Annotated in this window: 13 protein-coding genes; 12 read left to right on the top strand and 1 reads right to left on the bottom strand. The window is 55.5% G+C overall.

Annotated features, from left to right (window positions below):
* Positions 1-38: 38 nt before the first annotated feature.
* From porM to BQ5453_RS01105, 4 genes are all read left to right on the top strand, one after another.
* Positions 39-1,589 carry a type IX secretion system motor protein PorM/GldM gene (gene porM / locus BQ5453_RS01120; RefSeq protein ID WP_071121786.1) on the top strand — a complete coding sequence of 517 codons (1,551 nt, stop codon included), beginning with the start codon at positions 39-41 and terminating at the stop codon, positions 1,587-1,589.
* Positions 1,590-1,598: 9 nt separating this feature from the next.
* Positions 1,599-2,732 carry a type IX secretion system ring subunit PorN/GldN gene (gene porN / locus BQ5453_RS01115; RefSeq protein ID WP_071121785.1) on the top strand — a complete coding sequence of 378 codons (1,134 nt, stop codon included), beginning with the start codon at positions 1,599-1,601 and terminating at the stop codon, positions 2,730-2,732.
* A gap of 186 nt (positions 2,733-2,918) precedes the next feature.
* Positions 2,919-3,791: an Rpn family recombination-promoting nuclease/putative transposase gene (locus BQ5453_RS01110; protein WP_071121784.1), complete on the top strand. Its 873-nt coding sequence runs from the start codon at positions 2,919-2,921 to the stop codon at positions 3,789-3,791.
* 84 nt (positions 3,792-3,875) lie between these two features.
* A complete protein-coding gene (locus BQ5453_RS01105; RefSeq protein WP_071121783.1) occupies positions 3,876-4,991 on the top strand; it encodes a 4-phosphoerythronate dehydrogenase in 1,116 nt (371 codons plus the stop codon).
* Positions 4,992-5,581: 590 nt separating this feature from the next.
* On the opposite strand, the gene dgt is transcribed toward BQ5453_RS01105, so the two are convergent.
* Positions 5,582-6,937, bottom strand: a complete 1,356-nt coding sequence (gene dgt / locus BQ5453_RS01100; protein WP_071121839.1) for a dGTP triphosphohydrolase — start codon at positions 6,935-6,937, stop codon at positions 5,582-5,584.
* 184 nt (positions 6,938-7,121) lie between these two features.
* Here dgt and dut point away from each other — a divergent pair, with 184 nt between their 5' ends.
* The 8 genes from dut (at position 7,122) to miaB (ending at position 16,603) form a co-directional block, all read left to right on the top strand.
* Positions 7,122-7,556, top strand: a complete 435-nt coding sequence (gene dut / locus BQ5453_RS01095; RefSeq protein WP_022102507.1) for a dUTP diphosphatase — start codon at positions 7,122-7,124, stop codon at positions 7,554-7,556.
* A 274-nt stretch (positions 7,557-7,830) separates the two neighbouring features.
* Positions 7,831-9,720: a tetratricopeptide repeat protein gene (locus BQ5453_RS01090; RefSeq protein WP_143033243.1), complete on the top strand. Its 1,890-nt coding sequence runs from the start codon at positions 7,831-7,833 to the stop codon at positions 9,718-9,720.
* A 77-nt stretch (positions 9,721-9,797) separates the two neighbouring features.
* The gene (locus tag BQ5453_RS01085) at positions 9,798-10,661 is read left to right on the top strand and encodes a lipoprotein insertase outer membrane protein LolB1 (protein ID WP_071121781.1); all 864 of its coding nucleotides are present in this window, start codon (positions 9,798-9,800) and stop codon (positions 10,659-10,661) included.
* Positions 10,662-10,761: 100 nt separating this feature from the next.
* Complete coding sequence (locus BQ5453_RS01080) at positions 10,762-12,249, top strand: murein hydrolase activator EnvC family protein (protein ID WP_071121780.1); 1,488 nt, start codon at positions 10,762-10,764, stop codon at positions 12,247-12,249.
* Between the two features lie 49 nt (positions 12,250-12,298).
* Positions 12,299-14,116 carry an arginine--tRNA ligase gene (gene argS, locus BQ5453_RS01075; RefSeq protein WP_071121779.1) on the top strand — a complete coding sequence of 606 codons (1,818 nt, stop codon included), beginning with the start codon at positions 12,299-12,301 and terminating at the stop codon, positions 14,114-14,116.
* Between the two features lie 10 nt (positions 14,117-14,126).
* Complete coding sequence (locus tag BQ5453_RS14720; protein ID WP_394365330.1) at positions 14,127-14,324, top strand: DUF6722 family protein; 198 nt, start codon at positions 14,127-14,129, stop codon at positions 14,322-14,324.
* A gap of 140 nt (positions 14,325-14,464) precedes the next feature.
* A complete protein-coding gene (locus tag BQ5453_RS01070; protein WP_071121778.1) occupies positions 14,465-15,202 on the top strand; it encodes a ribonuclease H1 domain-containing protein in 738 nt (245 codons plus the stop codon).
* Between the two features lie 78 nt (positions 15,203-15,280).
* On the top strand, positions 15,281-16,603 hold the full coding sequence (gene miaB / locus BQ5453_RS01065) for a tRNA (N6-isopentenyl adenosine(37)-C2)-methylthiotransferase MiaB (protein ID WP_071121777.1): 1,323 nt from the start codon (positions 15,281-15,283) through the stop codon (positions 16,601-16,603).
* Positions 16,604-17,207 lie beyond the last annotated feature (604 nt).

The raw sequence follows: 17,207 nt of genomic DNA, 5'->3' as shown, positions 1-17,207 counted from the left end.
CAAGCGAAGAATTTGAATATATAATAACATTACTACAGATGTCTGTAAAGAAAAGACCGGTATCTCCACGCCAAAAGATGATTAACTTGATGTATATCGTGTTAATGGCTATGTTGGCGCTCAATGTGTCGAGTGACGTGCTGAAGGGCTTCACCATGATTGGCGAGAGCCTGAAGCGCACCACTGGCAATGCCATGAAGGAGAACCAAGCGCTCTACGCTGACTTTGCCGAGGCCATGAAGGGTAATCCGGCAAAGGTGAAGCCATGGTACGACAAGGCCATGGAGGTGAAACGTATGAGCGACTCGCTATACAACTTTGCCGGCGAACTGCGTATGGCCATTGCCCGTGAGGCTGACGGCAAGGACGCTGACCCCGACAACTTGCAGAATAAGGAGGACCTTGAGGGCTCTAACCGCGTGATGCTGGCTCCGGCACGGGGCAAGGGCAAACAGCTGTTCGATGCCATCAACTCGTTCCGCAACCGCATTCTGGCCCTCGTGACCGACCCTCGGCAAAAGGCTATCATTGCCTCGAACCTGTCGACTGATGTGCCCCGCAACGAGAACACGGTGGGCAAGAACTGGCAGCAGTATATGTTTGAGGAGATGCCCTCGGTGGCTGCGGTGACGATGCTGGCCAAGCTGCAGAGTGATGTGCGCAAGGCTGAGAACGAGGTGGTGCACACGCTGCTGGCTAACATCGATTTGAAGGATATCCGCGTGAACCAGCTTAACGCCTATGTGTCGGCCGAGGCTACCACGCTGTACCCCGGTGAGCAGTTCCGATCTAAGATATTTATGGCGGCTGTCGACACCACGCAGCGCCCCGAGATATATGTGAATGGCCGGCGCATTGCGGCCGACGGCTCTTACAACTTTACGGTGGGTGGCCCGGGCCAGTACAGTTTTTCGGGCTACATACTTATGCCTAATGCTGCGGGCGATGTGATACGCCGCAACTTTACGCAGAAGTATAATGTGATAGCACCGCCTACGGGTGCCACTGTGGCGGCCGACTTAATGAATGTGCTCTATGCGGGCTTTGACAACCCCATCAGTGTGACGGCTGCGGGCGGCAATGCTGGTGTGCACTTGACCATGACGGGCGGCTCGCTTGTGCAGCGCGGCCCTGGCAAGTATACGGCACGTCCGGCCAGAGTGGGCGAACACGTGACCTTTACGGTGAGCGGCACGGTGAACGGCAAGGCGCAGAATATGGGCCAGTTTACCTTCCAGGTGCGCAAACTGCCCGACCCGACGGCCTTTATACAGGTGGGCGCCGACCGCTTTAGGGGTGGCCGCATAGCCAAGGGGAGCATTATTGGTGCTCATGGCCTGGGGGCTGCCATTGACGACGGGTTGCTCAATATCCCGTTCAGGGTGCTGAGTTTTGAAACGGTGTTTGCCGACCGCATGGGCAACTTCCGCCCCGAACCCTCGGCGGGTGCCAACTTTACCGAGAACCAACGTAACTTGATGCGCGAGCTGCGCCGCGGCCAGCGTTTCTACATATCGAAGGTGCGTGCCATCGGTCCCGACGGCATTGCGCGCAACCTTAACGGTAGTCTCGAAGTAATAGTAAATTAACACAACCTCATGAAAAAGATATTTGCCCTTGTACTGCTGCTCTGCGCCACGGCTTATGCTGATGTGGCCCAGGCCCAGCCGCCACGCCGGCGCGCTGAACAGCAGGCTCGACAGGAACAACAACTCAACGCGCCGCAAGGCAGCACATACCGCGAGTTTCCGACCGCACAGACCATGCCGGCTGATGCGGCCTGGCGACGCGACTTGTACCGCACCATCGACTTGAGCAAGGAACAGAATGCGGTGCTCTACTACCCTACTACGCCGCAGGACGGACGCGAGAATTTGTTTACGTACTTGTTTAAGTTGCTGCTGCGCAAGCAAATCAAGGCTTACGACTATAAGCTTGACGGCAACGAGGACTTTTCGGCCAAGAACGAGGTGACGGCCAAGCAGTTGATGGACCGCTACCACATCTTTTACGAGTCGAAGGGTGACAAGGTGCGTGTGAACGATGCTGACATTCCGTCGGACGAGGTGAAGGCTTACTTTGTAAAGGAGAGCACTTACTACGACCAGCATACGGCTACTTTCCGCAGTCAGGTGACGGCGCTCTGCCCTGTGCTGAAACGCGGCGATGCTGACTTTGGCGGCGAGCTGGCGCAGTACCCCATGTTCTGGGTGAAGATGAGCGACATTGCGCCTTATCTGGGCAAGCTGATGCTGATGGGCTCGTCGCTGAATAATGCGGCTATGATGTCGGCCGACGACTTTTTTACAATGAAGTGTTACAAGGGCGACATTTACAAGGCTGTGAATTTGCAGGACCGCTTGCTGTCGAACTATTGCACGGACGACTCTGCGGTAATTCGCGAACAGAAGCGCATTGAGAAGCAGCTGGTTGATGTGCAGGAGCACGTTTACGGTCGCGACAGTGCTTATTATGCCAAGTTGCGTGCCGACTCGCTGGCGCAGGCGGCGGCTGACTCGTTAGCTGCGGCTGGCAAGGCTTCGCGCACAAGCCGGCGCACGTCTACTTCGCGTCGCACGTCGAGCACGCGCCGCACAAGCACAACGAAGGTGTCGACTGGCAGCTCGACGAAGCAGAGCAAACCGGCCAAGACGAAGAGTTCGCGCCAGACTAAGGCTTCAACCGGCAAATCGTCGGGTGGTGGCTACTCTGTACGCCGCCAGAGGCATTGAGGAAGCAAGGTTATGAGAGGTTTTGAGGTTATAAGGTTATGAGGTTATAAAGTAACCTTTGTGTGTTAGGCACGTTATGGTAATCTTTTAACCCTCTAACCTCTTAACCCGCTAACCTCTAACCCTCTAACCCCCTAACCCATTAACCCGCTAACCTCCTAACCCTCTAACCCCCTAACCCAAATTATGAGATATACTGAGGAACGTTATATAAGTCTTCTTACAGACTTTGGATTTAAGCGCATTTTCGGCACGCTGCCTAACAAGGACTTGCTGATAAGTTTCCTTAACTCGCTTTTTAATGGTGAGGAGGTGGTGAAAGATGTGCACTTTCTGAACAGCGAACATGTGGGCGACGTGTATGCCGAACGCAAGGCCATTTTTGACGTGTATTGCGAGAATGAGCGAGGCGAGAAGTTTATTGTGGAGATGCAGAATGCAAAGCAGCACTACTTTAAGGACCGCTCATTGTATTATGCAACCTTTCCCATACGCGAACAAGCTCCAAAGGGACAGGACTGGAACTTTAAGCTGGCACACGTCTACGTGGTGGCTCTGCTCAACTTTGACATGCACGAAGAGGCTTTTGCAAAGGACTCTATCAGCCATGATGTGGCGCTGATTGACAAGGAAACCAACAAGGTGTTCAACGAGAAGCTGAGGTTTAAGTATGTGGAAGTAGCTAAATTCAACAAGAACCTGGACGAGCTTGACACGTTGTATGACAAATGGATATATGTGCTGAAGAACCTTGCCCGACTCAACAAGCAACCTGCACACCTGCGCAACGCGGTGTTTGACCACTTGTTTTCGGAAGCCGAAATCGCAAGTTTCACCCACACAGAATTGAAGGAATATGAGGATAGCTTGAAGGCTTACCGCGACATAAAGAACTCGCTTGATACTGCCAAGGACGAGGGACGTGCCGAGGGCATGGCTAAAGGACGAGTTGAGACGCTCAACAAAATGGTTAGCAAAATGAAGAGGGAGGGCCTGGGCTATGACTTGATAGAAAAACTGACAGGACTGACTCAAAAGGATATTGATGCCATACCATAATGTGGCATTGAATAATGATTTGAACAAGGCCATTGCTGCGCGAATGCTGGCAGCAATGGCCTTTACTACAACAGACGTAAGGACATGAAACTGGTCATTGACTCTAAAATACCCTTTATGCACGGCTATGCCGAACTGCTGGGTGATGTGACGTATAAGGCGGGGGCTGAAATTGGTCCCGATGATGTGCGTGACGCTGATGCGCTGATTGTGCGCACTCGCACGCACTGTGACAGGGCGCTGCTTGAAGGCTCGAAGGTTCAGTTTATTGCAACGGCTACTATTGGCTATGACCACCTGGACACGGCGTGGCTGAAGGAGGCTGGCATAGCATGGACTAACTGCCCGGGCTGTAATGCTCGCAGTGTGGCACAGTATATTGAGGCTGTGCTGCTGCAACTGGCTGCACACGGGTGCTGGCGCGCGGGGGGTGAACTGCTGCCTGCTACGGCACGGGTGACGCGCGGTGAACTTGACCGCACGGTGTTTGGCGGTTTGACGCTGGGCATTGTGGGTGTGGGTCATGTGGGCACGCAGGTGCTGCTGATGGCTGAAAGGCTGGGATTTAAGGAGGTGCTGCTTTGCGACCCGCTGCGTGCCGCGCACGAGGGGGCGTCGGGACCTGACTTTGTAGGGCTTGACGAGGTGGCTGAAAGGGCTGACGTGGTGACGTTTCATACGCCGCTGACGCGTGAGCCTCAGCCTTATCCTACGTTCCACTTGGCAGGACGGGAGTTCTTTGGCAAGTTGCGCAAGGGGGCTGTGGTGATTAACAGTAGTCGCGGCGAGGTGGTGGACACTGCTGCGCTGAAGGCTGCCATGAAGGCCGGACGCGTGCGCACGGCAGTGATTGACACTTGGGAGCATGAGCCTGGCATTGACCGTGAATTGCTTGACATGGTGTTTGTGGGTACACCGCACATTGCGGGTTACAGCGCTGACGGCAAGGCTAACGGTACGCGAATGAGTTTGGAGGCTGTGGCAGAGCATTTTGGATTGGACGCGTCTGCTTTCGAGGCGGTGTCGGCGCCTGAGTTGCCTGAGGGGTTTGCTTATTACCCTGAGGGCGTGGGGCATTTGCTTGCACCGGAACTGCGGCTTTATGACCCTGTGCGCGACAGTGTGGCGCTGAAAGAATGCCCTGATGACTTTGAACGGCTGCGCGGTAATTACCCGCTGAGGAGGGAGGAATCTTGCTAATGTGTTAATGAACTGACGCCGTAGCGTTGCTTGGTTGGCCGCTAACGCGGTAAACATAAGGACATAAGAACATAAGAACATAAGATATAACGTTTGTGTTAGCCGCTTACCGCGGGAACATAAGAACATAAGCTACATAAGAAACATATAAGGCCGCTGCGCGGCTGACGGCCACGGACTAACGTCCGGGTGGCCTCAAGAAACATAAGGGCTGACGCCGTAGCGTTGCCTGGCAGCCGCTAACGCGGTAAACAGAAGAACATAAGAACATAAGGGCTGACGCCGTAGCGTTACTATATGTAATACTACGGCGTCAGCCCTTATGTTTCTTGAGGCCACCCGGACGTTAGTCCGTGGCCGACAGCCGCGCAGCGGCCTTATATGTTTCTTATGTAGCTTATGTTCTTATGTTCCCGCGGTAAGCGGCTAACACAAACGTTATATCTTATGTTCTTATGTCCTTATGTTCTTTTGTTTACCGCGTTAGCGGCTAACACAAACGATATACTTATGCTCTTATGTCTCCCGCGTTAGCGGCTGCCAAACCACGCTACGGCGTCAGCCCATTAGCATATTAACAAGCAAGTTCACTACACACTCGGCAGCGAGTGGCCGTTGATTTTGCGGTAGAGGTCGAGGGCATACACATCGGTCATGCCGCTGAGGTAGTCGAGCACAGCCATGAGACGGTCGCCCTCGCGTGAGGCGTGCACCTCATACTGCGTGGACACTTGTTGCAAAAGCAACTGTGAATAGGCCTTGTCGGGGGCCATGACGGCATCGGTGATGAGCTCGAGCAAGGTGTAGATGATGTGGTAACCGGCGAGGTCGACATCGGTAACCTCGTGGCAACGGTAAATGCGTGTGGCAGCCACCTGCTCGCACTGGTGGTAGGCGTTGTGCAAAAGGGGCGGCAAATGGCTGATGAGCGAGCCCTCGAAGGTGCCGTTGAGTATGGCTTGCTCGTTGTCGACAAAGATGCGTACACAGGCTCGCTCAAGGGCATTGATGACGCAGGAGCGGTAGTAGACAATCTGGTCGTCGACATCAGTGTCGGGCGTGTAACGGCTGCGCAGACGCTCGCGCTCGGCGGGCTCGAAAAAGGCGAGGAACAACTCCATGGTTTGCTCGTCGGAAAGGAGCCGGAGCTTGTGGGCGTCCTCAATATCCATTATTTCATAGCAGATGTCGTCGGCAGCCTCGACAAGGTAGACCAGTGGGTGACGGGCGTAGCGTATGATGCCGCCGGGGAGGTCGGGCAAGCGTTTGAGACCGAGGGCGTCGGCTATGTGGAGGTAGGTGGTGCGCTCGGCCTCGAAAAAGCCGAATTTGGGTTTGCGCACTGCGGCATCGGAGCCGTAGGGATATTTGACAATGGAGGCCAGGGTGGCGTAGGTCATGACAAAGCCTCCCGGACGCCGGCCATTGAAGTGATGGGTGAGCAGGCGAAAGGTGTTGGCATTGCCGTCGAAACGCGTCATGTCGAGCCATTCGGCCTCGGAGAGGCGTTTGCCGTCGGGGGTGACGAGCTGATGCAGACGTGCTCCGCGCCCCTCGCTGAAGTAGGTGCGTATGGCCCGCTCGCCCGAGTGGCCAAAGGGCGGATTGCCCATATCGTGGGCCAGACAGGCGGCACTGACTATAGCCCCCATGCCGGTGACCTCGGTGTTGGCCAATGCGGGGTGGCGGGCTATGAGCTCGCGGCTGACATCGGTGCCAAGCGAACGGCCCACGCTCGACACCTCGAGGCTGTGGGTGAGGCGGTTGTGTACGAACACGCTGCCGGGGAGCGGAAACACCTGTGTCTTGTTCTGCATGCGGCGGAAGGCGGCAGAAAATATAAGGCGGTCGTAGTCGCGCTGAAACTCGGTGCGGCGCTCCTCGAGGGGCTTGGTCTCAGCCTCCTTGCCAAGGCGTTTTGACGATATGAGATTTTGCCAGTTCATGTTGCTCTTGAATGTGTGGAATGATGGTGTGGTTTGCGTCATGTGCTGTCACCACACAAAGGTGTGGCAAATTTATTGAAAAACACGCTATAAGCGGACAAGTTTGCCCCAAAATCACTACTTTTGCACTATCATAGGGCTGTTGTAGCCCACGATGCACTCATTTACGAAGTAATATATCAGTATGAAGATTAAAATAGTGAACCGCTCGCACCACGCTCTGCCACAGTATGCCACTGCACTGAGCGCGGGCCTTGACTTGCGTGCCAACCTGGAGGAGGGCATCACGCTGCAACCGATGGAACGCCGGCTGGTGCCCACAGGACTGAGCATTGCACTGCCCGAGGGCTATGAGGCCCAGGTAAGGCCGCGCTCGGGACTGGCCTTGAAGCATGGCATCACGCTGCTCAACACGCCCGGCACGATTGATGCCGACTACCGCGGCGAGATTGGGGTGATAATGGTGAACCTGTCGGACACGCCTTTTAACATTGCCGATGGCGACCGCATTGCCCAACTGGTGATTGCCCGCTACGAACAGGCTGAATGGGAGGCTGTGGAGGCTCTTGACAGTACGGAACGCGGCGACGGCGGATTTGGGCATACTGGCAAACAGTGAGCTTATATGGGTTGACGGGGTAACGGGTTGACAAGTTGACGGGTTGAAAGGCCAAAAGCACCAAACGCTACCTCGAATGGGGGCGACGCGTCTCGCGTCGGGAAAAGATGCTGCTATTGTTTAGCAGAGTTCGTATTTCCCTCCCTCCTCAATCCCGACGCGGGACGCGTCGCCCCCATTAGAGCTTGCGCTTTCTTTCAGCGCGTTTCAGGCAACTTAAAATGCCCCCTCATGAAGCCCCCCTCTTCTTTACTTACCCCCTCATAAACGAACAGTGAAACAGACGTCGTACATACCTGAATGGCACAAGCCGAGGACGAGTTGGTCCCCGGCCTTGCTGCATTGGTGCGGTGTGCTGTTGCTGGCTATGGCAAGCGGCGTGCTGACGGCGTGCCACACGGCAAAACCGCTGGTCAAGCCCGACACGGTGGCTATGACGGCGCCTAAGGGGGTTAAACCCAACAGACAACAGCACACGGGGGTGGCCACACAGGTGAGCTATGCTGCCGGACGGCGATTTGACGCCTTGTTTTTGGAAGCTATACGGCAAAAGGAGGCGGAGCACATTGACGCTGAATATGAATTGCTTGACGCGGCACTCAAAATAAGGCCTGACGCACCTGAGGCACTGTATGAAATGGGGGTGCTGAAATTGTCGTACTCCATGTACTCGGACACGCTGAGCCGGGCACAGGGTGACACGCTGCTGCGGCGGGCGGTGGAGCTTGAACCAGGCAACTGCTACTTTAAGGAGACCCTGGCCACCTATCTGGCCAACAGCGCAAAGTTTGCCGAGGCTATCAACCTGTATGAGGAGATAGCTGAGAACAAAGAGAATGAGGAGACGCTCTCGACCTTGATATGGCTGTACAAAACGAGCGGCGACTACGCCGGGGCCATACGTACCATCGAGCGGCTTGAAAAGCTTGACGGACGCAGCGAACCGCTGAGTATGGAGAAGTTTCAGACGTATCTGGCCATGAAGGACGACGAACATGCCTATCAGGCCATTGAGGACTTGTGTGCCGAATATCCCTACGACCTGCGCTACCGTGTGTTGCTGGGCGACTTGTATGACCAGCACGGCTACCACGAGCAGGCTCTTGACATATACCGCGATGTGCTGACGGCAGAACCTGACAACAGCTATGCACAGATTTCGCTATTGGCTTACTACAAGGCGGCGGGGGCAGACTCGCTCTACCTTGACCTGCTGAACCGGGTGGTGCTCAACCCGCGCACGCAAAGCGGGGCACGACTTGAGGCTATGCGTGGCTTTGCGGTGGACAATGTGCGCAACGGGGGCGATGCGGCTCCGGTGCTGGCCCTGTTCAGAAAGGCGCTGGCGGAGCCGCAGGAGAACCGCGACATGGCGGAGATGCTGGCTGACTACATGGTAGAGAAGCGCATGCCCGACGACTCGCTGCTTACGGCCATGCACACGATACTGAGCATTGAGCCGGACTATACTAAAGCGCGCTTGCAAATATTGCGGATTATGCTGCAACGCAACAATATGGACCAGGTGGCCGCTACCTGCCGCGAGGGTGAGCTGTATGACCCGGCCGAACTGACGTTTTACTACTACGAGGGTACGGCGCTGTACCGCATGGGGCGCGACCACGAGGCAATACGCCAGTTGCAGCACGGGGTGGAACGCATTGACGAGAGCACCGACCGCGAGCTGGCGAGCGATGTGTATGCGCTGATGGGCGATGTGATGCACGGCGTGGGACTGAAGGAGGACGCTTATGCGGCCTATGACCATGCGCTGACGTACAACGCCAACAACTTGTTGTGCTTGAACAACTTTGCCTACTTTCTGAGCATTGACAAGCGGCAGCTTGACAAGGCGGAGCGCATGAGCCGCCGCACTGTGGAGGCTGAAGGCGACAATGCGGTGTATCTTGACACTTATGCCTGGATATTGTACTTGAAAAAGCAATATGCACAGGCTGACATATATATAAAGGAGGCGCTGCGGTACACTGAGGAGGTGGCCGAGAATGCGTCGATATTTGAACACGCGGGCGACATTGCTTACAGTGCGGGCAACCGTCACGCAGCATTTGGCTACTGGCGCAAGGCGCTGTCGCTGTCTACCGACCGGACTGCGAAACGGCGGGTGCAGCGCAAATTGTACCGTACACGGCGCACCCGCTGACGGGGACTGAAGGGGGCAACTCGCTCCCCCGCCCCACCACTTTATACACTCACTAAAACACATACACAACTTTTCAAATGAAGTGTTATCTATACATAGCCCTCGTGGCACTTACACTGACGGCCTGCCGCTCGAGCAAGAGCGCGGTGAAGGCTCCCGACACGAACACGTCGGCCTCAACCAAGACTACGCATATTACGAATAACACGGCTGCCCTGGCCAGTGTGCGAAAGGTGGCTGCCATGCACCTTAGCCAACAGGGCGTGACGGCGAGCACGAAGGTAAGGCTGAGCGGTGTGGGTGGCAAGGACCTGAGCGTGAACGGCAAGTTGCAAATGAAGCGCAACGATGTGATACGTCTCTCACTGCGCTTTCTCGGCATGGAGGTGGGCCTGATGGAGTTTACGCCCAACGATGTGCTGGTGGTTGACCGCATTAACAAGCAGTTTGTGCGTGCCAAATATGGCGAGGTGAGTTTTCTGCGCCAGGCGGGGCTCGACTTTTATGCCTTGCAATCGCTGTTTTGGAACGAGCTGTTCATTCCGGGCCAGCACACGCTTTCGGCCGAAGGGCTGGGGCGCTTTGAACTGGTGCAAAAGGCCGGGCTTAACGTGCTGACGCCGAAGAACACGCCGAAACTGGCCTACCACTTTTATGCCGACCCGCAGGCTAACACCATTCAACGTTTGCAGGTGCGCAGCAACAATGCTGCCGAGAAGGGCGAGTTTGCCTTTAACTACGACGGCTTTGAGCAGTTTGGCGGACGCCCCTTCCCCACGCAGATGCGCATGGCGGTGACGGGTACGGGCAAAAAGGATATCACGCTGGCCCTGAGTCTGTCGAGCCTTAAGGCTGATGCCTCATTTGACACGCGCACCACAGTATCTGCCAAATACACGCAACGCAGCGTGCAACAGGTGCTGGGACAACTGGGAATGTAACGTTTAGCATACTCTTACTCGTTAACCTGTCAACTTGTTAACCCGTTAACCAGAAATTCCGTCAACGGGTTAGCACATTACCTCATTAACTCATTAGTAAATGTACCGCATATTACTCTGCATATTGCTCCTTGGCACAGCGCTGGCACTCCCCGCACAGACGAATAAGAAAATACGTTCGCTGCAGCGTGAACAGACGTCGCTGAAAAAGAAAATTGCCAACCAAGAGCACATGCTGAAGTCCACCAAAAAGGACGTCAACTCGCAACTGGCCAACCTGCAAGTGATTAACGTGCAGATTGAAGGACAACAAAAGTATGTGAACGGCATTCATGCCGAACTGACCGAGGTGGCTACCACCATCAGCGGACTTGAGCGCCAGCTGAAACTGCTCGAGGCCGACTTGGCTGTGTGCAAACGACGCTATCAGCGCTCGGTGTCGTACATATTTCACAACCGCATGCAGGTGTCGAAGTGGCAGTTTATTCTGTCGGCCAAGAACTTTAAGCAGATGTACCGCCGCCTGCGCTACCTGAGCAGTTTCAGCCGCTACCAACGCGCTCAGGCCGAAATCATACGGCAGAAGGAGGCGCAAGTGCAGGCCAAACGCAACGAACTGCTTGGCGTGAAAACCGAGAAGAACCGCTTGCTGCGCGAAGGACAGGCCGAACAACGCAAACTGCAGGGCCAACAGCAAGAACGCCAACAGGTGGTGAACGAACTGAACAAAAGGCAGGCCGAGCTGCAAGCCTCGATAGCGCAACAACGCAAAAAGGCTGCCGCGCTCGATGCCCGCATTGACCAACTGATACAACAGGAGATTGCTGCCGCCGAACGCCGACGCAAGGCCGAGGCTGAACGCAGACGCAAGGCCGAACTGGCACGGCAAGCCAAAATCAAGGCGCAACGCGAACAGGCGGCACGCGAACGTGCGGCACGCGAACGTGCCGAGGCGCAACGCAAGGCTACCGCAGCGGCCAACGCCAAGAGGGCGGCTGCCAAGAATGGAGCCAAGACCAACAATGCCGGCACCAAAACAACGGCATCGGGCAACACGAGGAGCAACACCAAACGAAATGCCACAAAAACGGGCACTAAACCAAGGCACACGTATACCCAACCGGTGGAGACGAGCACGGCACCCGTATTTGCCGAGAACAATGCCGACCGCGCCATCAACAACAGTTTTGCCGGTAGCCGCGGCCGACTGCCCATGCCTATTACGGGCAGCTATGCCATTACGCGCCACTATGGCTCATACAGCGTGGCCGGACTAAAGGGCGTGCAACTCGACAGCAAGGGTATCAACATTACCGGACACCCCGGAGCACAGGCACGCGCCGTGTTCAAGGGCGAGGTGACGGCCATATTTACCGTAGGCGGACTTTACAACATCATTGTGCGACACGGCTCGTACATGTCGGTTTACTGCAACTTGAGCTCTACCTCGGTGCGACGCGGCCAGAACGTGCAGGCCGGACAAACACTTGGCACGGTGGCTACCGATGCCTCGGGCAACAGCACACTGCACTTCCAGCTGCGCAAGGAAACGGCCCGCCTCAACCCTGAGGCCTGGCTCGGAAGATAACCACAACGCTTGCCAACACTACACTTTCAACAGCAAACACTACACTACAATGAAAATAGAACAACAACTCACCAACGCTGTCATTGAGGCCGTGAAGGCGCTCTACGGGCAGGACATCACTGCCGCGCAAGTGGCTCTGCAAAAGACTAAGAAAGAATTTGAAGGACACCTCACACTGGTGGTTTTCGGCTTGTTGCGCATTTCGCACAAAAAGCCTGAGGACACGGCACAGGAAATTGGCCAATGGCTCAAAGACAACACCACCCTGCTGCAAGGCTTTAATGTGGTGAAGGGCTTTCTTAACCTTGTCATTGCTCCCGCACAGTGGATTGGGCTGCTCAACGATATCGACGCTAATGCCGAATATGGCATTACACACCCCACGGCCGACAGTCCGCTGGTGATGATTGAATATTCATCGCCCAACACCAACAAGCCTCTGCACCTGGGCCATGTGCGCAACAACCTGCTGGGCTGGGCCTTGGCCGGCGTAATAGAGGCCAACGGCAACCGCGTGGTGAAAACCAACATCGTGAACGACCGCGGTATACACATCTGCAAGTCGATGCTGGCATGGCTCAAATATGGCAACGGCGAGACACCCGAAAGCAGCGGCAAGAAGGGCGACCACCTGATTGGCGACTACTATGTGGCCTTTGACAAGCACTACCGTGCCGAGGTGAAGGAGCTGCAGGCTAAATTTGAGACTGAGGGCATGACTGCCGACGATGCCAAGGCCAAGGCCGAAAAGGAGAGTCCGCTCATTAAGGAGGCGCACGCCATGCTTGTAAAGTGGGAGGCTGGCGACCCCGAGGTGCGTGCCCTGTGGCGCAAGATGAACGAGTGGGTGTATGCCGGATTTGACGAGACCTACAAGGCTCTGGGCGTAAGCTTTGACAAGATTTACTACGAAAGCGACACTTACCTCGTGGGCAAACAGGCCGTTGAGGAGGGCTTGAAAAAGGGCCTTTTCTTCCGCAAGGAGGACGGTTCGGTATGGGCCGACCTTACCAAGGACGGACTTGACGAGAAACTGCTGCTGCGTGCCGACGGCACCAGTGTGTACATGACACAGGACATTGGTACAGCCAAACTCCGCTTCCAGGACTTCCCCATCAACAAGATGGTGTATGTGGTGGGCAATGAGCAGAACTACCACTTCCAGGTGCTCTCAATACTGCTCGACCGCCTGGGCTTTGAGTGGGGCAAGAGCTTGGTACACTTCTCATACGGCATGGTGGAACTGCCCAACGGCAAAATGAAGAGCCGCGAGGGTACGGTGGTTGACGCCGACGACCTGGTGGCCGGCATGATAGCCCAGGCCCGCCAGACCATTGACGAGGCTAACAAGAACCCCGACATGACCGAGGACGAAAAGAACGAGGTGGCACGCATCGTGGGCATGGGCGCCCTCAAATACTTCCTGCTCAAGGTCGACGCCCGCAAAAACATGCTGTTCAACCCCGAAGAGAGTATCGACTTCAACGGCAACACGGGCCCGTTCATACAGTACACCTATGCCCGCATACGCTCTATCCTGCGCAAGGCTGCCGATGCCGGCATCAACATTCCCGACACACTGCCTGCCGACGTGGAGATTTCGACCAAGGAGGAGGAAATCATTCAGCACATAGCCGACTTTGCCGCTGTGGTGCGCCAGGCTGGCACCGAATACCAGCCCGCTGCCGTGGCCAACTACTGCTACGAGCTGGTTAAGGAGTACAACCAGTTCTACCACGACTTCAGCATCATGCGCGAGCCCGATGCCAAAAAGCAACTCTTCCGCCTTGTGCTCTCGCGCAACGTGGCCAAAGTGGTGCGTCTGGGCATGGGGCTGCTGGGCATCGAAATGCCCGAACGCATGTAATAAGTAGGTCGTGTATGTGGGGAAACTCAGCGATTACTGCTTTGACGTGTCAAAATATATACTGACGGCCGTCGTAATATCCTCTTTTTTCAACGAATTCGAAAACAAGTGGATAATCTATCTTTTAGGACTTTTAGCCGCTCTCGGCATTTTGATATTAGCATTATTCATCTCAAAAAAAGACGACTATGACTCAAGCAATAAATGAAGCCATCAAACAACCCGTATTCTGGCTGTTTATTCTCATGATTATAGGTTCCGTCATTGGAATAATATGGTTTCAAAGTCCAAGTGGGAAAAGGTGGCTCGGTGGCGGTAAAGTAGCCCATTAACAACTAACACCGCCTCATGTCATCAACCCCCAAATACTATGTAGTGTGGCGTGGCCGCGAGCCGGGCATTTACCGCACATGGGAAGCCTGCCAACAACAAGTGGCGGGCTTTCCTTGTGCCCTGTTCAAATCGTTCAAGAGTGAGGACGAGGCCAAAGCGGCCTTTGCCAACGCTCCCGAGCCCAACAGCGCAAGCGGTGCACCCCATGCCGACGCCGCCAGCCAAGGTGCAGACCATGCCGAAAAGCCTTCCGACACCCGCAGTTACAAGCCTGCCGCCGGTCCAAAAGGCTGTCCGCCACCCCCACCCGACTGGCGACACGACACCGTGCTGCCGCTGCCACCCGAAGTCAAGGCCGACGCCCTGGCCGTGGACGCAGCTTGCTCGGGCAACCCGGGCCCCATGGAGTACCGCGGCGTGTATCTGGCCACCGGGCAACAGATATTTCACTACGGCCCAGTGCACGGCACCAACAACATTGGCGAATTCCTGGCCATAGTGCATGCACTGGCACTGCTCAAGCAGCGCGGCCGCACCATGACCATCTACACCGACAGCCGCAACGCGCTACTGTGGGTCAAGGCCCGCAAATGCCGCACCAAACTGGAGCGCACCCCACGCACCGAACAACTGTTCCAACTCATTGAGCGCGCCGAACAGTGGTTGCGCACACACGACTACAGCGACATTCCCATCATCAAGTGGGAGACGAAACGCTGGGGCGAGGTGCCGGCCGACTTCGGACGCAAATAACAATAACGCAAAACCGTTGGCGGAATTTCAGGTTGACGAGTCAACCAAGAAATCCGCCAACGCGTAATATTCACACACATGAAACATCTCTATATCGAAACATACGGCTGCCAGATGAATGTGGCCGACAGCGAAGTGGTGGCCTCTGTCATGAAAATGGCCGGCTACGAGCCTTGCGAAAGTCTGGACCAGGCCGACGCTGTATTTCTCAACACATGCTCGGTGCGTGACAATGCCGAGCAAAAAATCATACACCGCCTCGAGGCCCTCAACGCCATGCGCCGCAAGGGCCGCAAACTCATCATCGGTGTGCTGGGCTGCATGGCCGAACGCGTAAAAGAAGGGCTGCTCAACGAGCATGGTGTCGACCTCGTGGCCGGACCCGACGCCTACCTCAGCCTGCCCGACCTCATAGCACAGGCCGAAGTGGGCAACAAGGCCATCGACATTGAGCTGAGCACCACCGAAACCTACCGCGACATTGTGCCCGAGCGCTACTGCGGAAGCCGCATATCGGGCTTTGTGAGCATCATGCGCGGCTGCAACAACTTTTGCCACTATTGCATCGTGCCCTACACCCGAGGACGCGAGCGCTCACGCGACGTGCAAAGCATACTCACCGAGGTGCGCGACCTTGAAAGCCACGGCTACAAGGAGGTGACACTGCTGGGCCAGAACGTCAACTCGTACTGCTGGCACCGCGAGGACGGCACCGACCTGCTATTTCCCGAACTGCTGCGCACCGTGGCCCGCGCCGTGCCCACCATGCGCATACGTTTCAGCACAAGCCACCCCAAGGACATGAGCGACGACACTCTGCGCGTCATTGCCGAGGAGCCTAATGTGTGCCGACACATTCACCTGCCCGTGCAGAGCGGCTCCAACCGCATACTTAAACTCATGAACCGCAAGTACACACGCGAATGGTACCTCGACCGCGTGGCTGCCATACGCCGCATCATTCCCGACTGCGGACTAAGCACCGACATCTTTGCCGGCTACTGCTCTGAAACCGAAGAGGACCACCAGCTCTCGCTCTCGCTCATGCGTGAGTGCGGCTACGACTCGTCATTCATGTTCAAGTATAGCGAGCGCCCCGGCACCTACGCCTCACGCCACTTGCCCGACGACGTGCCCGAGGAGGTGAAAATACGCCGTCTTGAGGAGCTCATCGCGCTGCAAAACGAACTGAGCGCCGAGAGCAACCAGCGTTGCATAGGCCAGGAGTACGAGGTGCTGATTGAGGGTGTGAGCAAGCGCTCCAAGGAGCAGCTTTTCGGACGCACCGAGCAAAACAAGGTGGTGGTGTTCGACCGCGGCAATTATCGTCCCGGGCAGTATGCACGCGTGCGCATCACCGACGCCTCAAGTGCCACACTCAAGGGCGAAACTATCGCGTAAATGCGGTAACGTGTGGCTAATGTGCTAATATAGCAATGTGCTAATATGCCAAACGCAACCTCTAATGGGGGCGACGCGTCCCGCATCGGAAAAAAGGCAATGTTCATACATAAATAATAAAGGCTCACAAACAGCGCTAATTACACGTCTGTTTGTGAGCCTTTGCCTTAATCCCGATGCGTCCAGAGGCTACTGAAAAATCCCGACGCGAGACGCGTCGCCCCCATTAGTGGTAGCGTTATATTTATTCTCTCCCCGTCAGCCTACCTATAAACGAGTGTCTGTACTTTTACTGTCATCTTACACTTTTTATACGTAACAAGTTGATATACAGAGATTTCAAGAGTGTAAGATGATTTCAAAGTATCTTACACACTCCTGCATACATCTTACACACCTCACCCCCTGTCACGCAGTCGGTTTGGACGTATGCAGTAGATAATACGGCATAGGGACGCAGAACAATTTGTCGGAGCAACAGACCTTTCTGCTCCCCTATGCCGTGACATCTTTCTCCCGTGCTTGTCCGTGTGGCAACATGTGAGTTGTGTAGGTTGCGTGTAGGTGGAATTTGTAACATCTTACACTGAGTAAAGCATTGACA

Origin of the sequence: Prevotellamassilia timonensis, assembly GCF_900106785.1 — a bacterium.
In the GTDB taxonomy this organism is placed as follows: Bacteria; Bacteroidota; Bacteroidia; order Bacteroidales; family Bacteroidaceae; genus Alloprevotella; species Alloprevotella timonensis.
This window is presented reverse-complemented; position numbering and strand designations above follow the sequence as displayed.